Origin of the sequence: Aquimarina sp. AU58 (assembly GCF_900312745.1) — a bacterium.
Taxonomy (GTDB): domain Bacteria; phylum Bacteroidota; class Bacteroidia; order Flavobacteriales; family Flavobacteriaceae; genus Aquimarina; species Aquimarina spinulae.
The window spans coordinates 2,064,910-2,088,128 of sequence record NZ_OMPD01000014.1 but is presented as its reverse complement, the minus strand read 5'-3'; the positions used below and the strand labels follow the sequence as shown (position 1 = coordinate 2,088,128).

At 32.9% G+C, this 23,219-nt stretch carries 20 protein-coding genes; 19 read left to right on the top strand and 1 reads right to left on the bottom strand.

All coding sequences use genetic code 11. The features are described 5' to 3' along the window. Positions 1–10: 10 nt before the first annotated feature. From DK441_RS20500 to DK441_RS20450, 10 genes are all read left to right on the top strand, one after another. Positions 11–535, top strand: coding sequence for a DUF4199 family protein (locus tag DK441_RS20500; RefSeq protein ID WP_109852340.1), 525 nt, complete (start codon positions 11–13; stop codon positions 533–535). Positions 536–556: 21 nt separating this feature from the next. Next, a complete protein-coding gene (locus DK441_RS20495; RefSeq protein WP_109852339.1) occupies positions 557–1,081 on the top strand; it encodes a DUF4199 domain-containing protein in 525 nt (174 codons plus the stop codon). A 23-nt stretch (positions 1,082–1,104) separates the two neighbouring features. Beyond that, complete coding sequence (locus tag DK441_RS20490) at positions 1,105–1,629, top strand: DUF4199 domain-containing protein (protein WP_109852338.1); 525 nt, start codon at positions 1,105–1,107, stop codon at positions 1,627–1,629. Positions 1,630–1,650: 21 nt separating this feature from the next. Then, positions 1,651–2,169 (top strand): DUF4199 family protein, encoded by a 519-nt coding sequence (locus DK441_RS20485; RefSeq protein ID WP_109852337.1) that lies wholly within the window; start codon positions 1,651–1,653, stop codon positions 2,167–2,169. A 159-nt stretch (positions 2,170–2,328) separates the two neighbouring features. Further along, positions 2,329–3,276 (top strand): glycosyltransferase family 2 protein, encoded by a 948-nt coding sequence (locus DK441_RS20480; protein ID WP_109852336.1) that lies wholly within the window; start codon positions 2,329–2,331, stop codon positions 3,274–3,276. A gap of 284 nt (positions 3,277–3,560) precedes the next feature. After that, positions 3,561–5,288: a phospho-sugar mutase gene (locus DK441_RS20470; protein ID WP_109852334.1), complete on the top strand. Its 1,728-nt coding sequence runs from the start codon at positions 3,561–3,563 to the stop codon at positions 5,286–5,288. A 31-nt stretch (positions 5,289–5,319) separates the two neighbouring features. Beyond that, on the top strand, positions 5,320–7,143 hold the full coding sequence (locus DK441_RS20465; protein WP_109852333.1) for an ABC transporter ATP-binding protein: 1,824 nt from the start codon (positions 5,320–5,322) through the stop codon (positions 7,141–7,143). Positions 7,144–8,406: 1,263 nt separating this feature from the next. Then, entirely contained in the window at positions 8,407–8,955 is a 549-nt protein-coding gene (locus tag DK441_RS20460) for an RNA polymerase sigma factor (RefSeq protein WP_074410127.1), read from the top strand. 31 nt (positions 8,956–8,986) lie between these two features. Beyond that, positions 8,987–9,511, top strand: coding sequence for a hypothetical protein (locus tag DK441_RS20455; RefSeq protein WP_109852332.1), 525 nt, complete (start codon positions 8,987–8,989; stop codon positions 9,509–9,511). Positions 9,512–9,619: 108 nt separating this feature from the next. Continuing rightward, positions 9,620–10,066, top strand: coding sequence for a sensor of ECF-type sigma factor (locus tag DK441_RS20450; RefSeq protein ID WP_109852331.1), 447 nt, complete (start codon positions 9,620–9,622; stop codon positions 10,064–10,066). A gap of 46 nt (positions 10,067–10,112) precedes the next feature. Here the strand turns inward: DK441_RS20450 and DK441_RS20445 are convergent, their stop codons facing one another. Next, the gene (locus tag DK441_RS20445; protein WP_109852330.1) at positions 10,113–11,177 is read right to left on the bottom strand and encodes an oxidoreductase; all 1,065 of its coding nucleotides are present in this window, start codon (positions 11,175–11,177) and stop codon (positions 10,113–10,115) included. An 84-nt stretch (positions 11,178–11,261) separates the two neighbouring features. Here DK441_RS20445 and DK441_RS20440 point away from each other — a divergent pair, with 84 nt between their 5' ends. The 9 genes from DK441_RS20440 (at position 11,262) to DK441_RS20400 (ending at position 23,198) form a co-directional block, all read left to right on the top strand. Beyond that, positions 11,262–12,470 (top strand): RsmB/NOP family class I SAM-dependent RNA methyltransferase, encoded by a 1,209-nt coding sequence (locus tag DK441_RS20440; RefSeq protein ID WP_109852329.1) that lies wholly within the window; start codon positions 11,262–11,264, stop codon positions 12,468–12,470. Positions 12,471–12,718: 248 nt separating this feature from the next. Continuing rightward, positions 12,719–12,883: a hypothetical protein gene (locus DK441_RS26765; protein WP_160112199.1), complete on the top strand. Its 165-nt coding sequence runs from the start codon at positions 12,719–12,721 to the stop codon at positions 12,881–12,883. A gap of 9 nt (positions 12,884–12,892) precedes the next feature. Next, positions 12,893–13,303 carry a hypothetical protein gene (locus DK441_RS20430; protein WP_109852327.1) on the top strand — a complete coding sequence of 137 codons (411 nt, stop codon included), beginning with the start codon at positions 12,893–12,895 and terminating at the stop codon, positions 13,301–13,303. Positions 13,304–13,351: 48 nt separating this feature from the next. Further along, positions 13,352–13,630 (top strand): membrane lipoprotein lipid attachment site-containing protein, encoded by a 279-nt coding sequence (locus tag DK441_RS20425; protein WP_109852326.1) that lies wholly within the window; start codon positions 13,352–13,354, stop codon positions 13,628–13,630. Positions 13,631–13,799: 169 nt separating this feature from the next. Then, positions 13,800–17,495 (top strand): phosphoribosylformylglycinamidine synthase, encoded by a 3,696-nt coding sequence (gene purL, locus DK441_RS20420; protein ID WP_109852325.1) that lies wholly within the window; start codon positions 13,800–13,802, stop codon positions 17,493–17,495. After that, positions 17,492–18,049: an isochorismatase family protein gene (locus DK441_RS20415; protein ID WP_109852324.1), complete on the top strand. Its 558-nt coding sequence runs from the start codon at positions 17,492–17,494 to the stop codon at positions 18,047–18,049. Before purL ends, DK441_RS20415 begins: the two co-directional genes overlap by 4 nt. 302 nt (positions 18,050–18,351) lie before the next feature. Then, the gene (locus DK441_RS20410) at positions 18,352–20,124 is read left to right on the top strand and encodes a long-chain fatty acid--CoA ligase (RefSeq protein WP_109852323.1); all 1,773 of its coding nucleotides are present in this window, start codon (positions 18,352–18,354) and stop codon (positions 20,122–20,124) included. Positions 20,125–20,319: 195 nt separating this feature from the next. Then, complete coding sequence (locus DK441_RS20405) at positions 20,320–20,775, top strand: MarR family winged helix-turn-helix transcriptional regulator (RefSeq protein WP_024771025.1); 456 nt, start codon at positions 20,320–20,322, stop codon at positions 20,773–20,775. A 17-nt stretch (positions 20,776–20,792) separates the two neighbouring features. Beyond that, on the top strand, positions 20,793–23,198 hold the full coding sequence (locus DK441_RS20400; protein WP_109852322.1) for a 3-hydroxyacyl-CoA dehydrogenase/enoyl-CoA hydratase family protein: 2,406 nt from the start codon (positions 20,793–20,795) through the stop codon (positions 23,196–23,198). Positions 23,199–23,219 lie beyond the last annotated feature (21 nt).

Here is a 23,219-nt window from a genome sequence, read left to right as displayed (position 1 = left end):
ACAATAACCAATGGAAACCAACGATATTTCTGCTAAAAAACATATCATCAAATATGGAGTAATTCTGGGTTTTATATGGGCTATTTATGGGGTTATTCGTTATTTAACCGATAACGTAAACACTAGTAACTGGAAGCTTTCCTTGTTTGAATTATCTATACATATTGGTATAATCATTTTAGCAATATATGTTTACAAATCTTCAAATAATGGTTTTTTAAAATTAAACGAGGCCATAAAAATAGGTGTTGGAATTGCATTAATAGGGGCGATAATAGCTATCATTTGGAGAATCATTTTAATGAATGTAATTGAACCTGAAATGATGACCGAAATACTTGACACAAATCGAAAAAAGATGATAGATCAAAATCCAGATATGTCTCCAGAAGAAATTCATGAAACTATGATTAGCGCAAAAAAAATCAATTCTATTTACATAACTTCAGCACTTGTATTAATTTGGAGCATACTAGAAGCGTTCGTTATTTCTTTAGTAGGAGGAGCAATTATGCACAAAAAACAAAATTTATAACAAACTATAAATTAGTAACAAATGGAAAACAAAACTATTTCCACTAAAAAATATATCATTAAATATGGAGTAATTTTGGGGATTACATTTGTCATATACAACGTCTTTCTTTACCTGACCAATAATATTACTAGTGAACATTGGATCCATGTAACAATAAATATTGCTATACCCTTTTGCATCATTATTTATGGATTATACAGCTACAAATCAAATAATAATGACTTTTTAAAATTAGGAAAGGCTTTAAAAATAGGTTTAGGTATTTCTCTAATAGGAGGGATAATAACGATCGTATGGAATGTTTTACTATCTAACGTTATAGAACCAAATTTATTCAACCAAATACTCGATACTCAACGAGAGAAGATGATTCTAAATAATCCAGAAATGTCTCCTGAAAAAGTAAACGAAACCATAGAATTTTCGAAAAAATTTAGTTCTCCATATATAGTTAATACAATCGGGTTATTCTGGAGATTGTTATTAGGATTTATAATTTCCCTAATAGGAGGAGCGATCATGCATAAAAAGCAAAACTTATAACAAACCATAAATTACAATAACCAATGGAAACCAACGCTATTTCTACTAAAAAATATATCATTAAATATGGAGTAATTTTTGGTATTCTGTCTATTATACATAATGTCATTCTTTATCTAACTGATAACATAATTGATACACATTGGTCATTTATTATAGTAAGCTTAACAATACTTTTTAGCGTTATTCTTTATGGAATATACGCTTATAAATCTGCTAATAATAGTTTTTTGAAATTGAAGGAAGCTCTAAAATTAGGTATAGGTATTATTTTAATAGGTAGTATGATAACATATATTTGGTATTTTCTCTTAATGAATATAATAGAACCTGATATGCTTAATCAATTAGTAGAAGCTACTCGAGAAAAAATGATTAGGCGTGATCCAGATATTTCTCCAGAGGAAATACATCGAAACATGAAAACATCCGAAAAATTCAGCAGCTCCTATATGATCTCAGCATTTGGATTAATTTCTAATTTATTATTTGGGTTCATTCCCGCTTTAATAGGAGGAGCGATCATGCATAAAAAGCAAAATTTATAAGAAACTATAAATTAGTAACAAATGGAAACCAAAACTATTTCTGCTAGAAAACATATCATCAAATATGGAACAATTCTAGGATTGATATATGTAGCTTATGGCATCATGATGTACTCTACTGATAATACCATAAGCAGAAACTGGGTTCATACTACTCTTGATATAAGTGTTCGATTTGGTATAATAATGTATGGAGTATATAAATATGCTAACAATGGTTTTTTAAAACTAAAAAGCGCTTTAAAAATTGGTATGGGAATAGCCCTAATATCAGCCATTATATCTATAATTTGGTTAGTTATAAAAGAAACAGTGATAGAACCCGATTTAGCCAATAAAATAATGAAAACCGGTCGAGATGGAATAATTAGGCGCAACCCTAGCATAACTCCCGAAGAGCTACATGAAAAACTAGCATTTTCTCAAATGTTTAATTCTATTTATTTTCGAATTACATTTGATTTAATAGACAAGGTATTATTTAACTCTATTTTCGTTTTAATTGCTGGACTCATATTAACTAAGAAAAAAGATTTATAATTAAATTATTTTATATCTATACTAAACTTAATAAAAAGGAATTTCTTTCTAAATTATTATGATTATAGTAAATAAATACTACAACTAACAACATTTCATTATATTTGAACATTCATGCTTTTTGTATAATAGCTAAAGAAACAAGACTTATATTAATATATGAATATATCTGTGGTCATACCACTGCTTAATGAGCAGGAATCACTTAACGAATTATACAATTGGATTGCAAAAGTTATGCAATCCAATTCTTTTTCTTATGAAATTATCTTTATCGATGACGGTAGTACCGATGGATCGTGGGATACCATCTCTGCGTTATCCACAAAAGATTTGAATGTAAAAGGAATTCGTTTCTTAAAAAACTTTGGCAAATCCCAGGCACTACACTCGGGATTCAAAGAAGCACATGGTGATGTAGTGATCACTATGGATGCTGATTTACAGGACAATCCAGAAGAAATCCCAGAATTGTATGATATGATCACCAAAGAAGGATATGATCTTATTTCCGGGTGGAAAAAGAAACGATACGATTCTGTTATTGCCAAAAATCTACCTTCAAAATTATTTAATGCTGCGGCCAGAAAAACATCTGGTGTTAAATTACATGATTTTAACTGTGGACTAAAGGCGTATAAAAATATCGTAATAAAAAATATAGATGTACATGGCGAGATGCACAGATACATCCCTGTACTTGCCAAAAATGCAGGTTTTGCCAAAATCGGTGAGAAAGTAGTGCTACACCAGGCTCGAAAATATGGTAAAACCAAATTTGGGATGAGTCGTTTTATAAACGGTTTCCTAGATTTAATCACCATTTGGTTTATGTCGCGTTTTGGCAAAAGACCCATGCACTTTTTTGGCCTTATCGGTACCTTACTTTTTATTATAGGGTTCTGTTTTTCGTTATACCTGGGAATCGATAAACTTTTTATAGAAACCAAAGGGAGACTCATCGCACAACGCCCCGAGTTTTATGTAGCGTTAACCTCTATGATCCTGGGGACTCAGTTCTTTCTGGCAGGATTCTTAGGCGAAATTATCCTAACCAGTAAACGAAGTAAAGAGCGATATAGCATTGCAGAAAAGATACATCTTTAGAACCCATCTTAACTTTTTCAATTTGCTGAAAAATTGCTGTTTTTAGCCCTGTTTTCGTCTTTTTTTCCTTCCGTAGCCCTGCTATGCAATTCAAAAAAGCCTTCAACAGAACGAAAAACTCCTAATTTTCGCTTAAAATCAAAAAGTCAAGATGAGTTCTTAATATACTCAATTCATCTTGCAGACATAAAAAATCAAGATGAATTACATATCGAAGCAGTTTATGCGTATTTCGAAACTTTTTTACCAAAATTAAATAGTATTTTTGCACTAAAATCACAAGCATGCAAATCACAGATTCTGTTATAAACCTAAGAGTTGACGAATGGTTAACTCCGGTTTTTGATACCGCCACACAAAAAGAAATTAAAAATCTACAGGATAACAATTCAGAAGAATTAAAAGAGAGTTTTTATAAAGACCTCGAATTTGGTACCGGAGGTATGCGTGGTATCATGGGTGTGGGAACCAATCGAATCAATAAATACACCTTAGGAAAAAGCACACAAGGATTAAGTAATTATCTGATTAAGCAATTTGCTGGAGAACAGCCAAAAGCGGTAATCGCTTATGATTGTAGACATAATAGTGATACACTTGCGCAAGTAGTCGCAGATGTATTTTCTGCTAATGGAGTTAAAGTCTATTTATTCTCTAGCCTTCGCCCTACTCCAGAATTATCTTTTGCCGTACGAGAATTAGGATGTCATTGCGGTATTGTACTTACTGCAAGTCATAATCCGCCAGAATATAATGGCTATAAAGTATACTGGCAGGATGGCGGACAATTAGTTCCACCGCAGGATGGTGAGATTATTTCAGAAATAAACGCATTAAAATATTCAGATATTCAATTTGATACCAATCCCAGTCTTATTCAAAAAATAGATCAGGAGATTGATACTGTTTTTATTGAACAAAGTGTAAAAAATGGAAGTTTTGCAGCTACCCGGGAAGCAAAAGACAATACAACAATTGTTTTTACTTCTTTACACGGTACTTCTATTACTGCTGTACCCGAAACTCTCGAAAAAGCAGGATACAAAAATGTACATATTGTACAAGAACAAGCAGAACCCGATGGTAATTTTCCTACTGTAAAATCTCCTAATCCAGAAGAACCAGAAGCCTTAACTATGGCAATGAAGCTCGCTGCACAAGTTGATGCAGATATTGTAATTGGTACTGATCCCGATTGTGATCGATTAGGAATAGCCGTACGTAATGACCAGGGGGAATTACAATTACTTAACGGAAATCAGACCATGATTGTAATGACCTGGTTTTTGTTAGAAAACTATAAAAAACAAGGGTTTACTGGTAATGAATTTATTGCATCTACCATAGTATCTACTCCGATGATGCAAAGTCTGGCTCAAGCCTACGGTGTAGAATACAAAGAAGTATTAACCGGTTTTAAATGGATTGCCAAATTAATCAAAGATTTCCCCGAGCAACACTTTATTGGTGGTGGCGAAGAAAGTTTTGGATTTATGGTTGGTGATTTTGTTAGAGATAAAGATGCAGTAACGTCTACCCTACTCGCTTGTGAGATTGTTGCTTTTGCGAAAGCGAATGGTAGTTCTTTTTATAGTACTTTATTAGATTTATATACGAAACATGGTTTTTATAAGGAGCATTTGGTTTCATTAGTAAAAAAAGGAATCGATGGTGCTGCAGAGATTAAGCAAACTATGGTGGATTTAAGAAATAACCCTCCAGAATCTCTTAATGAAGAAAAAGTAGTACTGATCGAGGACTATCAAACGGGTATTGCCAAAAACGTTCAGGATCATACAGAACACAATATCGATATCCCAAAATCAAATGTTTTAATATTCTATACCGAAGCGGGAAGTAAAATTGCTGCCAGACCAAGTGGTACAGAACCGAAGATAAAATTTTATATCAGTGTACAGGAATCACTTCATACAAGTGCCGACTTTACTGCTGTGCAACAACAATTGGATGGTAAAATTGAAGCCATCAAAAAAGACTTACAATTAACTTAAACAACAGTGATAGCTGTTCAGTATATTTTTAATGAATTATTTTAAACAAATTCTTCGCTTTGCGAAACCCTATAAAGTATATGCTATATTAAATATAATTTCTAATATTTTTTATGCCCTTTTCGGAACACTATCTATGGTGTCTTTATTTCCTATGTTAAAGGTTCTTTTTGACAAAACTGAAAGGATTAGGGTTAAACCAAAATGGGAAGGCATATTAAAAGCTAAGGAATATGGTGAAGATTACCTTAATTACTTTGTAACACAAAAAGCCGATGAAGGTAATGAAGACGTTCTAATTTTTATGGTTGTCCTTGTGATTAGCATGTTCTTTCTTAAGAATATTTTTAATTATCTGGCAATGTATTTTATTACATTCCTAAGAAATGGTGTTTTAAAGGATGTACGTAATGAATTATACAAAAAAACAGTAGAATTACCGCTGTCCTATTTTTCAGAAAAAAGAAAAGGAGATACTATGGCCAGAATATCTACAGATGTTTTAGAAATACAACATTCCTTCTTATCTATATTAGAACTTATCGTAAGAGAGCCTCTGATGATTCTATTTACGATATTGACAATGTTATTGATAAGTCTAAAATTGACAATATTTGTCTTTATTTTTATTCCGATATCGGGGTTTTTGATTTCCTTAATTGGAAAGAAATTAAAAAAACACTCTGATAAAGTACAACAGGAACAAGGATTTTTTCTTTCTATTGTTGAAGAAACTCTTGGTGGCTTAAAAGTAATTAAAGGGTTTAATGCTGAAAAAATATTTGGGAAAAAGTTCCAGGAGTCTACTTCACGTTTCTATAATTTCTCTAATACGCTACTAAACAGGCAAAACCTAGCGTCTCCAACAAGTGAATTTTTGGGTATAACCGTTATTTCTATTTTATTATGGTATGGAGGACAAATGGTACTGGTCGAAAAATCTTTGGATCCAGGTCTTTTTATTGTATATATGGGCCTTGCCTATAATATTCTTACGCCAGCAAAAGCCATTTCTAAGGCGAGTTATGGAGTAAAAAGAGGTAATGCAGCAGCAGAACGTGTACTCGAAATATTAAACACAACCTCTCCTCTACAAGATCACCCTGATGCAAAAGAGAAAAAAGAGTTTACCACTGATATTACTCTAGAGAATATATCTTTTAAATATGAAGATGAGTATGTGCTAAATGATTTTTCGTTACAAGTACCTAAAGGTAGTTCTGTTGCACTGGTTGGTCAGTCTGGTAGTGGTAAATCTACTATCGCCAATCTGGTTACTCGTTTTTATGATGTAAATAAAGGAAACATAAAAATAGACGGTGTAGATATCAAAGACCTCACCAAACACTCCCTAAGAGATTTAATGGGATTGGTTACCCAGGATTCTATTTTATTTAACGAGTCTATAAAAAATAATTTACTGGTTGGAGATCCAACTGCATCTGATGAAGAAATTATAAAAGCCTTAAAAATTGCTAATGCCTGGGAATTTGTAAAAGATTTACCGGCTGGTATTGAAACCAATATAGGAGATAGCGGTAATAAAATTAGTGGCGGACAAAAGCAACGGTTATCTATAGCGCGTGCAGTACTAAAAAATCCTCCGATCATGATTTTGGATGAAGCAACTTCTGCTTTAGATACCGAAAGTGAACGTTTGGTACAATCTGCATTAGAGAACATGATGAGAAATAGAACAAGTATTGTAATTGCTCATAGGCTATCTACAATACAAAATTCAGATTTAATCGTTGTAATGCAAAAAGGAAAAATTGTTGAACTAGGAACACATGATGAGCTTATCTCTAAAGATGGTATTTATCAAAAGTTGGTTAATATGCAATCATTAGAATAGGTAAACCCTCGATAATAGCTACTATATAAATAAAAAAGAGTGCTTTCGCACTCTTTTTCTTCACACAAATCATCTTAATTTAGGGGCTTATTCTAAAATTAAAACTCACTCTTATTAATATCTTCCATCTTGGGGGGGATGGAAAGACTAACTTTCTTAAATTATGATGTAAATATAATACAAAAATCCGGTACACACAAATAAAAATTGAATTTTATCTATAAAAAACACTTTTTATCAGCATAAATTAAAAATTGCAATAGTTTTTTGTAGTATAAAACCTACAATATTATTCATTAAATAAACAACAAATTTCCTTTAAGTAAAGGTTATCGAAAATATGAAACATAAAAAAGAGTGCTTTCGCACTCTTTCTCTTCACACAAATCATCTTAATTTAGGGGCTTATTCTAAAATTAAAACTCACTTTTATAAAAACTTTCATCTTGGGGGAAATGAAAGAACTCAATCATTATTACACTGTAAAGATAGTAATTATTTTTAATCTACCAAATAAAAAATGCATTTTATCTAATAATAGTGCTTTTTAACATTGTTAAATAAACAAATGTGTTAATTTTGTAGTATTTAACCTACATTTGTTAATGTATAACAAAAAATATAAAACAGAAAAAAAGAGTGCTTTCGCACTCTTTCTCTTCACACAAATCATCTTAATTTAGGGGCTTACTCTAAAATTAAAACTCACTTTTATAAAAACTTTCATCTTGGGGGAAATGAAAGAACTCAATCATTATTACACTGTAAAGATAGTAATTATTTTTAATTTACCAAATAAAAAATGTATTTTATCTAATAATTACGCTTTTTAACTTTAAAAAGTTATCAATAATTACATTTTTGTAATCTTTTACTTACAAATATAAATTTTACCTATTTTGAAATAAAAAAGTATAGAACATAAAAAAGAGTGCTTTCGCACTCTTTCTCTTCACACAAATCATCTTAATTTAGGGGCTTACTCTAAAATTAAAACTCACTTTTATAAAAACTTTCATCTTGGGGGAAATGAAAGAACTCAATTATTAATTACACTGTAAAGATAGTAATTATTTTCAGATTACCAAACAAAAAGTGCTTTTTATCCGTAAAAAAAGCAAATAATCATTTATTTTAACATTTATTCCTACAAATTCCTACAAAAATATATAGTATCTCAATTAAACCTTTTTTATGTACATTAGTCATATAGTAGTATGTAAGATCAAATAATTGATCTTTTCAATAAAACTAATTTTACTTTTGAACACTCAGGAAGAACAAGACCTACTCATTGCCTTACAATCAGAAGAGCATATCAATATCGCTTTTGGTAAGCTTGTTGCTATATATCAACAGCGGCTTTATTGGCATATCAGGAATATGGTAAAAAATCATGATGACACAGATGATATATTACAGAATGTGTTTATTAAAGTATATAAGAATATAAAAAAATTTAAAGGAGATAGTAAATTATACTCATGGTTATATCGCATAGCGACAAATGAGTCTATTACTTTTCTTAATCAAAAAGCTAAAAAATATAATATTAGCAATGAAGAGTTAAGTTTACAATTAATTCAGAATCTCGAAGCAGATGTATATTATGAAGGAGATCAGATACAACTAATGTTGCAAAAGGCAATAGCCACCCTACCACAAAAACAACAACAGGTTTTTAATATGAAATATTTTCAGGAACTAAAATATCGGGAGATGTCAGAAATTCTAGAAACCAGTGAAGGAGCATTAAAAGCATCATACCATCTAGCTTCAAAAAAAATTGAAGAATTTTTAAAAAAAGATTAAACCTTTTTATACTAAAAAAGTCTTACTATCAGTGAAAAAAGATAAATCACATAAAAACAATGACGGTTTTAAAGTACCAGAAGGATATTTTGAAAGTTTAGAAAGTAAACTTTTTGAAAAAATAGCTTCTGATACCGATAACCAACTGAGCCCCAAAATGGATTCGGGTTTTAAAGTTCCCGAAGACTATTTTACTACTCTGGAAGATACTATATTGCAAAAAATTGATGATGATAAACCCAAAGGGAAACTTATCTCATTACGAACCAGAAGGAATATTTTATACTTCTCTGGTATTGCCGCAATGATTGCTATTATCATATCTATATCCATACCAAAAGAATCAAAAATAAATTTCGATTCTATTGAAGTTGCAGACATACATGCTTATTTTAATGAAGAAGATGTTGAATTAAGTACTACAGAAATAGCAGCGCTATTAGATGATGATATTACATATTCGGAAACATTCGAAAAAGAAATAATCGATGATGAAACTTTATTAGAATATCTATCAGAAGAGGATTTAGATGATGATATTATATTTACAGAATAAAATAAACACATGAAACCGACTCGATTAAAATAATGATTAAAACATCAATCTATAATTCTTTTAATCGCCAAAGATTCCACGTGACCCCTAAAACAATAAAATAAACACATGAAAAAGATAGTTTTACTTATTTGCTTTACCTGTTTTTCTATAGGTGCTTTTGCTCAACATGGGTCAAGAGAAAAAATAAAGGCATTTAAAATCGCATATATTACTGAAAAATTAGATTTAACCAGTAAAGAAGCACAACAATTCTGGCCCGTTTATAATGCACATGAAGAGACCGTTGGAAAACTTAGACGCCGAGAGCGTAAATTAATTAGGAGTATAAAAGAAGCCAACGATAATCCTAACGGTTTAAGTGATAAACAAGCCGAAGATGCTATAGATAGTTTTATGGAGGTAGAAGAACAGAAATCGCAATCCCGAAAAAAATTAATCGTCGATTTAAAGAAAGTCATGTCGAGTAAGAAAATTCTAAAACTCATAAAAGCAGAAGCAGATTTTCATAAACGTATGTTGGCAAGAATTAAGGAACGAAGAAAAAGGCACTAATACCATTGTAATAAAACAGAAAAAGAGGTTGTTATAAACCTCTTTTTTATTTAAAAACCAGTTTGGCGATTCTTCCTTTACCTGCGGCTATTGCAATACTATCATTTATAAATCTTACCGTATAAAAACCTTCTTTACTTAATTCTTTCCAACTTTTTCCCAGATCATTAGAAATCGATATTCCTGTAAATCCAACAGCTACCATTTCTTTACCACCACCATTAGGTATATATCGTATGCAACTCTTATACCCTGCTCCACTGCCATCTGATACTAATCCCCAGGTTTTTCCTCCATCTTTTGTAATCGCCTTATTTGCCTCATTACCTTCTGGAGCTGTATAATCTCCTCCATAAATGACACCGTTATTCTCGTCATAAAAATCAACAGAATACGCTCCCGTAGTTTCTTTTCCCTGAATCATAGGAGTATCATAAACCTCCCATGTTTTTCCTTTATCAGGAGAGAAAAACACTCTAGACTTCATTCCTCCTGTAGCTATCCACGTCTTATCTCCTACAATTGCAATGTTTCCATTACTAGCAGCAAATGCTGCTTCTCCAACAAAAGTCTCAGGTAGATCATTACAAGAAACTTTTTTCCAGGTGTCTCCCCCATCTCTTGTAATAAGTATAGACAAACACGTATCTGTAGGGTCTCCCATTGCGATTCCTTCGTTAGTATTCCAAAATGCAATTGCATCATAGAACGCTTTTTCGTGCATTTCGGTATATACTATTTTCTCCTTTTTGCTCTTTCTATCTATTTTCCTTAATCGCGCAGGAGAACTTACTCCCAGGCTAAAAAACGACTTATCCGTAAAACCAACAGCACGCTGTTCTGCAATCCAGTTTTTCTTTTTTTCTATAGTATCAGCCTCAGAAAACTCGATAATAGTCCTCTTTTCTGTAGCAAGATTTATAAAACCGTACCCTTTATTATAACCAAAACCGATCAAAGTATCGTTATATATAGCTAAGGCTCGTATACTTACAGAATCTTTCAAAATAGTTTCTATTTCAACTTTAGAAAAATGATGAGCAACCACTTTCTCTTCTGTAGTGCAAAAAACAAAAGTCAAAACAAATAATAAGGTATAGATTAGTTTCATAGGTTCTGATATCAATAATTATAGTCAAATATAATAGTATTTGATCACAAAGGTCTACCTTTGCACACCTTAAAAAATAATACAATGCGTTTACATAGAAATCTTGTCTTTGCTGTTATAGATGGATTACACGAAATATTTAATGAAGGAAGCTATGCAGATAAAGTGGTTCAGAAATTACTGAAACGAGACAAAAGATGGGGATCACGTGATCGTAGTTTTATTGCAGAGACCGTATATGAAATTGTACGATGGAAACGCCTATATATCGAAATAGCTGAAGTAAAAGAACCTTTCTCTAGAGAGAATCTATGGAGGGTTTTTGCGGTATGGGCTACACTAAGAGGGATTTCCTTACCCGATTGGAAACAAATTGCTCCTACACCTACTCGTCGTATCAAAGGACGTTTTGATGAATTAAGTAAAATAAGAAAATTTAAAGAATCTATTCCCGATTGGATGGATCAATTAGGAGAACAGGAACTGGGTAAACTGTGGGATAAAGAAATTAGTGCACTTAATGAGCAGGCTCCTGTAATTCTGCGTGCAAATACTTTAAAAACATCAAGAGAAAAACTTAGAAGTCTGCTAGAAGACGAAAAGATCGATACCGAATTTATTAAAGGATATCCAGACGCACTTAGGCTTACCGAAAGAACCAATGTCTTTACCACAGAAGCATTCAAAAATGGATTATTCGAAGTACAAGATGCTTCTTCTCAGTTGGTAGCCGATTTTCTAGAAGTACAGCCAGGGCAACGTGTTGTAGATACCTGTGCAGGTGCAGGTGGAAAAAGCCTTCATTTAGCAGCATTAATGCAAAATAAAGGACAGGTTATTGCTATGGATATTTATGGTAATAAACTTAAAGAGCTTAAAAGAAGAGCTCGTAGAGATGGTGCGCACAATATCGAAACCCGAGTTATCGAAAGCACAAAAGATATCAAAAAATTACATGGTAAAGCAGATCGCGTTCTTATCGATGCTCCTTGTAGTGGTTTAGGAGTCTTGCGACGAAATCCTGATGCCAAATGGAAATTACAACCAGAATTTTTAGATAAAATCAGACATACACAAGCCGAAATACTTGAGAATTATGCTAAAATGGTAAAACCCGGAGGAAAATTGGTATATGCGACCTGTTCTATTTTACCCTCTGAGAACCAGAAGCAGGTAAAGAATTTCCTTTCTAAAGAAACAGGAAATGATTTCACTTTAATCAAAGATAAGAAAGTACTTTCGCATCAATCCGGATATGACGGGTTTTATATGGCATTGCTTCAGAAAAAATAATTTAACACATTACTACTAAAACTTTTACCACCTCAGAAAACTAGGAAAACTGTTTCACTGAAAACAGTGTAATATTCATATGCTTTGCGCATCATCTTTGCATTATATATACAATGCAAATGAAACCAATCAACCCACTTATGGTTACTGGATTATGTATCCATATTTTTTACACAATTATATTTTGGCTCGATAGCCATTCTATACTTATACTATGGATATGCGTACAATTTCTAGTACTAAACATCATGGGATTACTACTCATTATTACTAATACTCAAAAACTAGGTTGCATATTATTTTTTATAGGATGTATTCCTTTTTTACCTATTGGATTTATAGGAGCTTTTGGCGCACGCAAACATTTAAATACAATAGAAGAAGAAAAATTTCTAAAACAATTAGATCAATAATTTAAAATTATGAAACCTACTACAACATACGATATCAACCCAAAATTAGCCTATCAATTTTTTCTTTTGGCTGCTGTAAAAGTAATCTCATATTTAATTATACCTTATGATTTTTTTCTTGGATCGGCAACATTCTCGGTAATCGCCGGAATCTTACAATACAATTTGCAACCGATAAAATTCTATCCAGAATATTTGGAATTAAAATTTGGACCACTTGGTTCCAAAAAATTCATTAAACACAATCAGATTACCAAATTACAAAAAAACACAAAAAATGTATTTATCTCCTTTACAGATTCTAAAAACGTTGAACAAACTATAAAAATTCCTTTTAGACTGCTTACCAAAGAAGATTTCGGTTTTTTTATTGAAGAATTAAAAGAATATGTAAAACTAAATAGAGCAAAATCATCGTAAGTAGGTTATTATAAAGATGATGTAGAGAATTCTAAACTAGATACAATAATGAAAAAAATAATCATAATTCTGATTGCAACAGTTTTAGCATTATCATCCTGTAATACGCTTGATGAAACAAAACATATTCAAAAAAACAACGAAAAGTATGAAATCATCACCACTCTTAATTATTATAAAGATGGAAGACAAGTTCAAATAACGACAATTAAAGGAATCAATATTGATAATGCTATAAAACATCCTAATATTGATTATGATTCGGTTACTAAAGATATTCAGGTTGTAAAAAAATATCGAGCATCAATAAAGGAAGATAAAAGATAGTAAATAAAGTGAGTTCGATGTAACAAAATTCACCTGATTTATTTTATCATATCATAATTGTTCAAAATTCGGTGAATAACTCAGGGATTCTATCTTAGTTTTTTATCAAATTTTAGTAAGAAAGTAGTAAATTTGCAGCTTAATAAAAATCAACACAAATAATCGAAGTATGATTCATTTCTTCGGAAACCAAAACGAGAAAGTATTTGCAGTTCAAACAGCCAATGAAATCTCCCCTGAAACCATAAAAAAATTAACATGGTTATTTGGCAACCAACCTCAACTATCTGCGGCGTCTATTGACGCTTTTTTTGTTGGTCCTCGTGCCGCAATGATTACTCCGTGGAGTACCAATGCCGTAGAGATCACTCAGAATATGGGTATAGAAGGAATTATACGAATAGAAGAATTTAATAGTGTTACAAAAGATTATGCCGATTTTGATCCTATGCTCTCTCAAAAATACAGCAAATTAGATCAGGATATCTATACCATAGATATAGAACCAGAATCGATTATAGAAATCGATGACATTGCTGCTTATAATATTGCTGAAGGTTTAGCGCTTAGTGATGACGAGGTTGAATACCTCGAAGGAGTGAGTAAAAAAATAGGGAGACAACTTACAGACTCAGAAGTTTTTGGGTTTTCGCAAGTAAATTCTGAACACTGTCGTCATAAAATATTTAACGGGACCTTTGTGATTGATGGAGAAGAACAACCTACTTCACTTTTTAAACTCATCAAAAAAACATCAGAGACACATCCAAACGATATTGTTTCTGCTTATAAAGATAATGTAGCCTTTATAAAAGGGCCAAAAGTTACTCAGTTTGCTCCAAAAACTGCCGATAAGCCTGATTTTTATCAGGAAACCGAATTTAATAGTGTGATTTCGCTTAAAGCAGAAACGCATAATTTCCCTACTACTGTAGAACCATTTAATGGAGCCGCAACAGGATCTGGAGGAGAAATCAGGGATCGTCTTGCCGGAGGAAAAGGATCTTTACCTCTTGCCGGAACTGCAGTATATATGACCTCTTATTCGCGATTACAAGATAATCGCCCATGGGAACATGCCATGAAAGAAAGAGATTGGCTATACCAAACCCCAATGGATATTTTAATAAAAGCTTCTAACGGAGCTTCTGATTTTGGAAATAAATTTGGCCAGCCTCTAATTACAGGGTCTGTACTTACTTTTGAGCATGAAGAACATTTCGACAAGCTCAATATGACACCCCGTAAACTTGGTTTCGACAAAGTAATCATGCAGGCAGGTGGGATTGGATATGGTAAAGCCGAACAAGCTATCAAAGCCACTCCAGAAAAAGGAGATAAAATTGTAATCCTGGGAGGAGAAAATTATCGGATTGGTATGGGAGGTGCAGCCGTATCCTCTGCAGACACAGGAGAATTTAGTAGCGGTATCGAATTAAATGCCATACAACGTTCTAATCCAGAAATGCAAAAACGTGCCTCTAATGCAATTAGAGGTATGGTAGAAAGTGAAGAAAATACAATTGTATCAATACATGATCATGGTGCAGGAGGACACCTTAATTGCCTTTCTGAATTGGTAGAAGAAACCGGAGGAAAAATCGATTTGGATAAATTACCTGTAGGCGATCCTACATTATCTGCAAAAGAAATTATCGGTAATGAATCTCAGGAACGTATGGGATTAGTTATCGGACAACAAAATATAGATACACTACAACGTATTGCCGAGCGTGAACGATCACCCATGTACGAAGTAGGAGATGTTACCGGAGATCACCGTTTTACCTTTCAATCCAAGACCAAAGGAGATACACCAATGGATCTGGCATTAGAAGATATGTTTGGTAGTTCTCCTAAAACCATAATGAACGACAAGACTATTGATCGTAAATATGATAACCTTTCCTATAATAAAGAAAATTTTGAAAACTACCTCGAACAGGTACTACAATTAGAAGCTGTTGCCTGTAAAGACTGGTTAACCAATAAAGTAGATCGCTGTGTAGGAGGAAAAGTTGCAAAACAGCAATGTGCAGGACCATTACAATTGCCTTTAAATAATTGTGGAGTTATGGCTCTTGATTATAATGGTAAAGAAGGTATTGCAACTAGCATTGGGCACTCTCCTATCTCAGGGCTTATTGATCCAGAAGCTGGTAGTAAAAATTCTATTGCAGAAGCATTAACTAATATCATATGGGCACCACTTCATGAAGGTTTGCAATCTATCTCTTTATCTGCAAACTGGATGTGGCCGTGTAAGAATGAAGGAGAAGATGCCAGATTATATAAAGCCGTAAAAGCAATTTCAGATTTTGCAATTGATTTAGGAATCAATGTACCTACGGGTAAAGATTCACTGTCTATGAAGCAAAAATATGCAAATGAAGAAGTTATTGCTCCCGGAACCGTAGTGATATCTGCAGCCGCACATTGTAATGATATTACCAAAGTTATTGAACCTGTTTTACAAAAGAATAGTGGTGCTATCTATTATATTAATCTGTCTAATGATAAACATCAGCTTGGCGGTTCATCATTTGCACAAATATTAAATAAAATTGGTGATGAAGCACCTAATATTAAGGACGCTGCTTGTTTTAAGAAAACCTTTAATGTAATTCAAGATCTTATTAAAGAAAATAAAATTGTAGCAGGTCATGATGTTGCTTCCGGAGGTCTAATTACTACATTATTAGAGTTATGTTTTGCAGATCGTAACCTGGGAGCTGAGCTTGATTTTACCAAAATTGGAGAATCTGATTCTATCAAATTATTGTTTGCAGAAAATTCGGGAATCGTTTTTCAGAGTGCTTCAAATTCAGATATCGAATCTATACTCTCTAAAAACAATATTGAGTTTTTCAAAATCGGTACGGTAAAAGAAGAAGCTTCTTTAAGTATAAAAAATCAAAATGACTCCTTTGATCTTCCTATAGAAGAATTAAGAAATACTTGGTATACAACTTCTTTCTTGTTAGATCAAAAACAAACTGCAAATGATTTAGCAAAAGATCGGCTTGAAAACTATGCAAACCAACCATTACAGTATTCTTTTCCAAAACACTTTGATGGTAAACGACCTGTGATTTCTAGTGAGCTTAAAAGACCAAAAGCAGCTATCATACGTGAAAAAGGAAGTAATTCTGAACGTGAAATGGCAAATGCCATGTATCTAGCTGGTTTTGATGTAAAGGATGTGCATATGACCGATTTGATATCTGGTCGAGAAACATTAGAAAATATTCAGTTTATTGGAGCTGTAGGAGGTTTTTCTAATAGTGATGTTTTGGGATCTGCCAAAGGGTGGGCAGGTGCCTTTTTATATAACGAAAAAGCAAATACAGCCTTAAAAAACTTCTTCAAAAGAGAAGACACTTTATCTGTAGGTATTTGTAACGGTTGCCAGTTATTTATGGAACTAGAGGTTATTAATCCAGAACATAAAAAACATGGTAAACTAACCTATAATGATTCTCATAAGCATGAGAGTAATTTTACTTCTGTAAAAGTACAGGATAATAACTCTGTAATGCTATCTACTTTGGCAGGAAGTACACTAGGAGTATGGATTTCTCATGGCGAAGGAAAATTTGATTTACCTCTATCCGAAGATCAATATAACATTGTAGCAAAATATGGATATGAAGGATATCCCTCTAATCCTAACGGGTCAGATTATAATACTGCTATGATGACAGATAAGACTGGTCGCCATTTGGTTATGATGCCTCATATTGAACGTTCGATCTTTCAATGGAACTGGGCTAACTATCCACAAGATAGACATGACGAAGTGTCCCCATGGATCGAAGCCTTTGTAAATGCCCGAAAATGGTTAGAGAAAAGTGCTTCTGAATGAAAAACAGAAAAGCACTCTTAATAATTGACATGCAAAAGGGATCTTTTACTTCTAAAACTCCACGATATGATACAAAAGGAGTTGTAAGTAGGATTAATATACTTGCGCAACTATTTAGAGCCTCTGATTTTTCAGTATTTTTTATTCAACATGATGGTACAAAAACAAATGAATTTGTACCAAATACAACAGAGTGGGAGTTACTAGACGACTTAAAAGTAAAAGCAACAGACGTTTTTATAGATAAGTATGCAAATGATATATTTTATAAATCAAAGCTACAATCAAAACTAAACGACTTAAATATCGATGAGTTATTTATTACAGGTTGTGCAACTGATTTTTGTGTAGCATCAACTGTTCAATCCGCTTTAACAAAGGACTATAACATAACCGTGATAGAAGATGGTCATACCACAGGAGACAGACCTCACTTAGAAGCCAAAAAAGTAATTGAGCATTATAATTGGGTTTGGCAAAATATGATTCCAACCAATGGAAAAATAGAAGTTAAGAATTTTGAGTGTATAAAAAATGATCTAATGAGGCATTAAATTTGTTCTTCTGTAAATTTTGTTAATACCGTTTTTAAGCCATTAAACAATAAATATTTCATTAAAAACGATAAAATATTGAGGAGTTAACAAATTACAGTTCCTTTTTTTTATATCTTAGAGTTGTGTATTATAAGATTTTTTATAATTTGCGAAACTATGCACGCATAATAGTTCTTTTAAGTTCTTAGGTAATGATGTATTCTAATATGTATATCTGTAAATTTAGTTACCCAATTACCTTAAAGACAACCATCTAAAAAGAGCTTTAGAAGGCTACAAAAATTATTTTTAAACAACTTATGACGAAAATTACGAGATTATTTGATTTCCCACATTATCAATTAGAAAAATTTAATTTAGACAAGGCTTTAATAACTAAATATAATGGTGAATGGATTGCCACTTCTACTAAGGAATATGTAGAAAAAGCAAATCAAATTAGCCGTGGTTTGTTACGATTAGGAGTAAAACCTAATGATAAAATAGCAATTATATCTTCTAATAACAGAACAGAATGGAATATCACTGACATTGGTGTCCTTCAAATTGGAGCACAGGATGTTCCTATTTATCCCACAATTTCTCAAGAAGATTATGAATATGTTTTAAATCATTCTGAAGCAACGTACTGTTTTGTTTCTGACGAAGAAGTATTTCAGAAAGTTAAAAACATTAAGGCAAATGTACCTTCATTAAAAGAAGTTTATTCTTATAATGATATTTCAGGTTGTAAAAGTTGGAATGAAATTCTCGAGTTAGGTAAAGACGATAGTAACCAATCTGAAGTAGAAGAAATTATGGCTTCTGTAAAAGAAGATGATCTTGCTACCTTAATATATACTTCAGGAACCACAGGAAGGCCTAAAGGTGTTATGCTAAGTCATAAAAATGTAGTGAGCAATTCTATAAATAGTTCTACTCGGTTCCCTATCGTAGATGGAGAAACAAAAGCTCTAAGTTTTCTTCCCGTATGTCATATTTACGAAAGAATGTTAATGTATTTATATCAATATCGTGGTGTAGGTATATATTTTGCAGAATCTTTAGAAACTATTAGTGATAATCTAAAGGAAGTTAGACCCGAGGTTATGACTGCAGTACCAAGATTACTAGAAAAAGTATATGACAAAATCATTGCAAAAGGAGCTGATCTCACAGGTATTAAAAAGAAATTATTCTTTTGGGCAGTAGATCTGGGGTTAAAATACGAACCTTACGGAGCAAATGGCTGGTGGTATGAGAAAAAATTAGGTCTCGCCCGAAAACTTATTTTTAGTAAATGGCAAGAAGCTCTGGGAGGTAATTTAAAATTAATTGCTTCTGGTAGTGCTGCACTACAACCAAGACTTGCACGAATATTTAATGCGGCAGGGATGGGAGTTATGGAAGGATATGGTCTTACCGAAACGTCACCAGTAATCTCTGTAAATGAAACAGGAAACAGAGGAATGAAAATAGGCACTGTAGGAAGAATGATCCCTGATACCGAAGTAAAAATAGCAGAAGATGGGGAGATTTTGGTAAAAGGTCCTCAAGTAATGTTAGGATATTATAAAGATGAAGAAAAAACCAAAGAGGTATTAAAAAATGGATATTTCCATACCGGAGATATTGGCGAAGTTGATAGTGATGGTTTTTTGCGTATTACCGATCGTAAAAAAGAAATGTTTAAAACTTCTGGAGGTAAATATGTCGCTCCGCAATTAATAGAAAATGCCATGAAACAATCTCGTTTTATCGAGCAAATAATGGTAATTGGTGAAGGAGAAAAGATGCCTGCAGCATTTATACAACCTAACTTCGAGTTTTTAAAAGAGTGGGCAGAGCGTAAAGGCATACAAATAGGCAACTCTATGTCAGAAGCTCTTAAAAATCAAACAATTATTGATCGTTACCAAGAAGAAGTCGACGAGCATAATAAAAAGTTCGGAAAATGGGAGCGTGTGAAACGATTCGAACTTACAGCAGATGAATGGAGTATTGATGCGGGTCACCTCACTCCTACTATGAAATTAAAAAGAAAAGTAATAAAAGAAAAATACAAAGATCTTTATTCTAAAATTTATGGCTAATTCAATTAACTGATTACAACGCAAAACATATGTAAGCTTTAACTGTTAATCAGTAAACTCCTCATTTTATGGGGAGTTTTTTTATTAATTCAACAAAAAAGTGTAAATTACATCAACTTTTCTCAATTTTTTACTTTATTTATTATGCACGCATAATAAATTTCCTTACCTTTACATTTATAATAATTTTTTTGAATGAGAGAAAAGACAATCGATTATGCACTTAGAGCCACCTGGATGGCGGTCGCTAAGATGTATAATGAAGAAGCCAGTAAAAAAGGAAGTACAATGGCTACTGGATTTGCATTACTAAGCATAGACCCAGAAAGCGGTACACCTTCTACTTCACTAGGTCCCAAAATGGGAATGGAAGCTACAAGTTTATCACGCACTTTGAAAACCATGGAAGAAAAAGGATTGATTTTCAGAAAGAAAAATCCTCAGGACGGACGCGGTGTATTGATCTACCTCACTCCATTTGGCGTAGAAATGAGAAATTTCTCTAAAGAAGTCGTTTTTACTTTTGATACTATGGTAAGAAAACATGTCCCACAAGAGAAGTTAGACATTTTCTTAGAGGTGTTTCAAACCATAAATGATCTGATATCATCTAAAAAAATTTACTCAAAACAAGAATCTGTAAAACCTTAACAACTCGAAGTTAAAAAATGAAAAGAATCATTAAAAAAGTTGCAGTTATCGGTTCAGGAATCATGGGATCCGGTATTGCATGTCATTTCGCTAATATTGGCATCGAAGTACTATTACTAGATATAGTACCTCGAGAACTTAACGACAAAGAAAAAGCGAAAGGCCTTACTCTTGACAACAAAGTGGTGCGTAATCGATTAGTAAATGATTCACTTACTGCTGCTCTTAAATCTAAACCCTCTCCTATATACCATCAAAAATTTGCAAATCGAATCACTACAGGAAATCTGGAAGATGATATCACAAAAGTTGCAGATGTAGATTGGATTATAGAAGTTGTTGTAGAAAGATTAGATATCAAAAAAATAGTTTTTGAGAATCTTGAAAAACACAGAACACCAGGTACATTAATTACTTCTAATACCTCTGGTATTCCTATTCATTTTATGAGTGAAGGAAGAAGTGAAGATTTCCAAAAACATTTCTGCGGAACTCATTTCTTTAATCCTGCTCGTTATCTTAAATTATTCGAAATCATTCCTGGTCCAAATACTTCTCAGGAAGTTTTGGATTTCCTTAATGGTTATGGGGAACAATACCTGGGAAAAACTTCTGTAGTTGCAAAAGACACTCCTGCTTTTATTGGTAATAGAATAGGAATCTTTAGTATTATGAGTTTATTCCATATGGTAAAAGAAATGGGATTAACCATAGAAGAAGTTGATAAACTTACTGGTCCTGTAATCGGTCGTCCAAAATCGGCTACATTCCGTACAGTAGATGTGGTAGGTCTCGATACCTTAGTTCATGTGGCTAATGGTATTGCCGATAATTGCCCAGATGACGAACGTCATGAATTATTCAAACTTCCGGATTTCATCAACTCTATGATGGAAAACAAATGGTTAGGAAGTAAAACCAAACAGGGATTTTATAAAAAGAATGTTGGTGCCGATGGGAAAAGAGAAATCCTGTCTTTGGATTTAGATACTTTAGAATATAGAGAAAAGAAAAGAGCCTCTTTTGCTACTCTTGAAATGACAAAAACTATAGATAAAGTAGTAGATCGTTTTAAAGTATTAATATCTGGTAAAGATAAAGCTGGAGAATTTTATCGTAAAAATTTATCTGCATTATTCGCATATGTATCTAATCGTATTCCTGAAATTACAGACGATTTATATAAAATCGATGATGCAATGAAAGCTGGTTTTGGCTGGGAACATGGTCCTTTTCAGATCTGGGATGCTGTCGGAGTAGAAAAAGGAATCGAAATGATGCGTGCAGAAGGGTATGAACCTGCTTCATGGGTACTGGATATGATCGCATCAGGAAGTACTTCCTTTTATACCGTAAATAACGGAGCTACATTTTTCTATGATATTCCTAAAAAAGAACAGGTAAAAGTACCAGGACAAGATGCATTTATCATTCTGGATAATATTCGTAAATCTTCAGAAGTATTTAAAAATAGCGGAGTCGTAGTAGAAGATCTTGGTGATGGAATCCTAAATGTAGAGTTTCAAAGTAAGATGAACACTATTGGTGGTGATGTGCTAGCCGGACTAAACAAAGCTATCGATATTGCTGAAAAAGATTTCCAGGGATTGGTTGTTGGTAACCAGGCTGCAAATTTCTCTGTAGGTGCAAATATCGGAATGATATTTATGATGGCTGTTGAGCAAGAATATGATGAGCTTAATATGGCAATTAAATACTTCCAGGATTCTATGATGCGCATGCGTTATTCTGCAATCCCAACAATTGCTGCTCCTCATGGTATGACGCTCGGTGGAGGATGTGAGCTTTCTTTGCATGCCGATAAAGTAGTTGCTGCTGCAGAAACATATATAGGACTTGTAGAATTTGGTGTTGGTGTTATCCCCGGTGGTGGTGGATCCAAAGAAATGGCATTAAGAGCCTCAGATACTTTTAAGAAAAATGATGTAGAACTTAATGTACTACAGGAACATTTCTTAACTATAGGTATGGCCAAAGTATCTACTTCTGCTTATGAAGCATATGATACCAACATCCTTCAAAAAGGAAAAGATATTGTAGTCATTAATAAAGATCGCCAGATTGCTACAGCAAAAGCACATGCAAAATTAATGGCAGAACAAGGGTATACACAACCTGTAAAACGTAAGGATGTAAAAGTCTTAGGGAAACAAGCATTAGGTATGTTCTTAGTAGGAACCGATTCTATGGAAGCTAGTAAATATATTTCTGAGCATGATCATAAAATAGCTAATAAGCTAGGATATGTAATGGCTGGTGGAGATTTATCTGAACCAACATTGGTTACAGAACAATACTTATTGGATCTAGAACGTGAAGCTTTCTTGTCACTTTGTACAGAACGTAAGACTCTTGAGCGTATCGAGCATATGCTTAAAAAAGGAAAACCGTTACGTAATTAGTATGGAGAATTTAGTATTGAG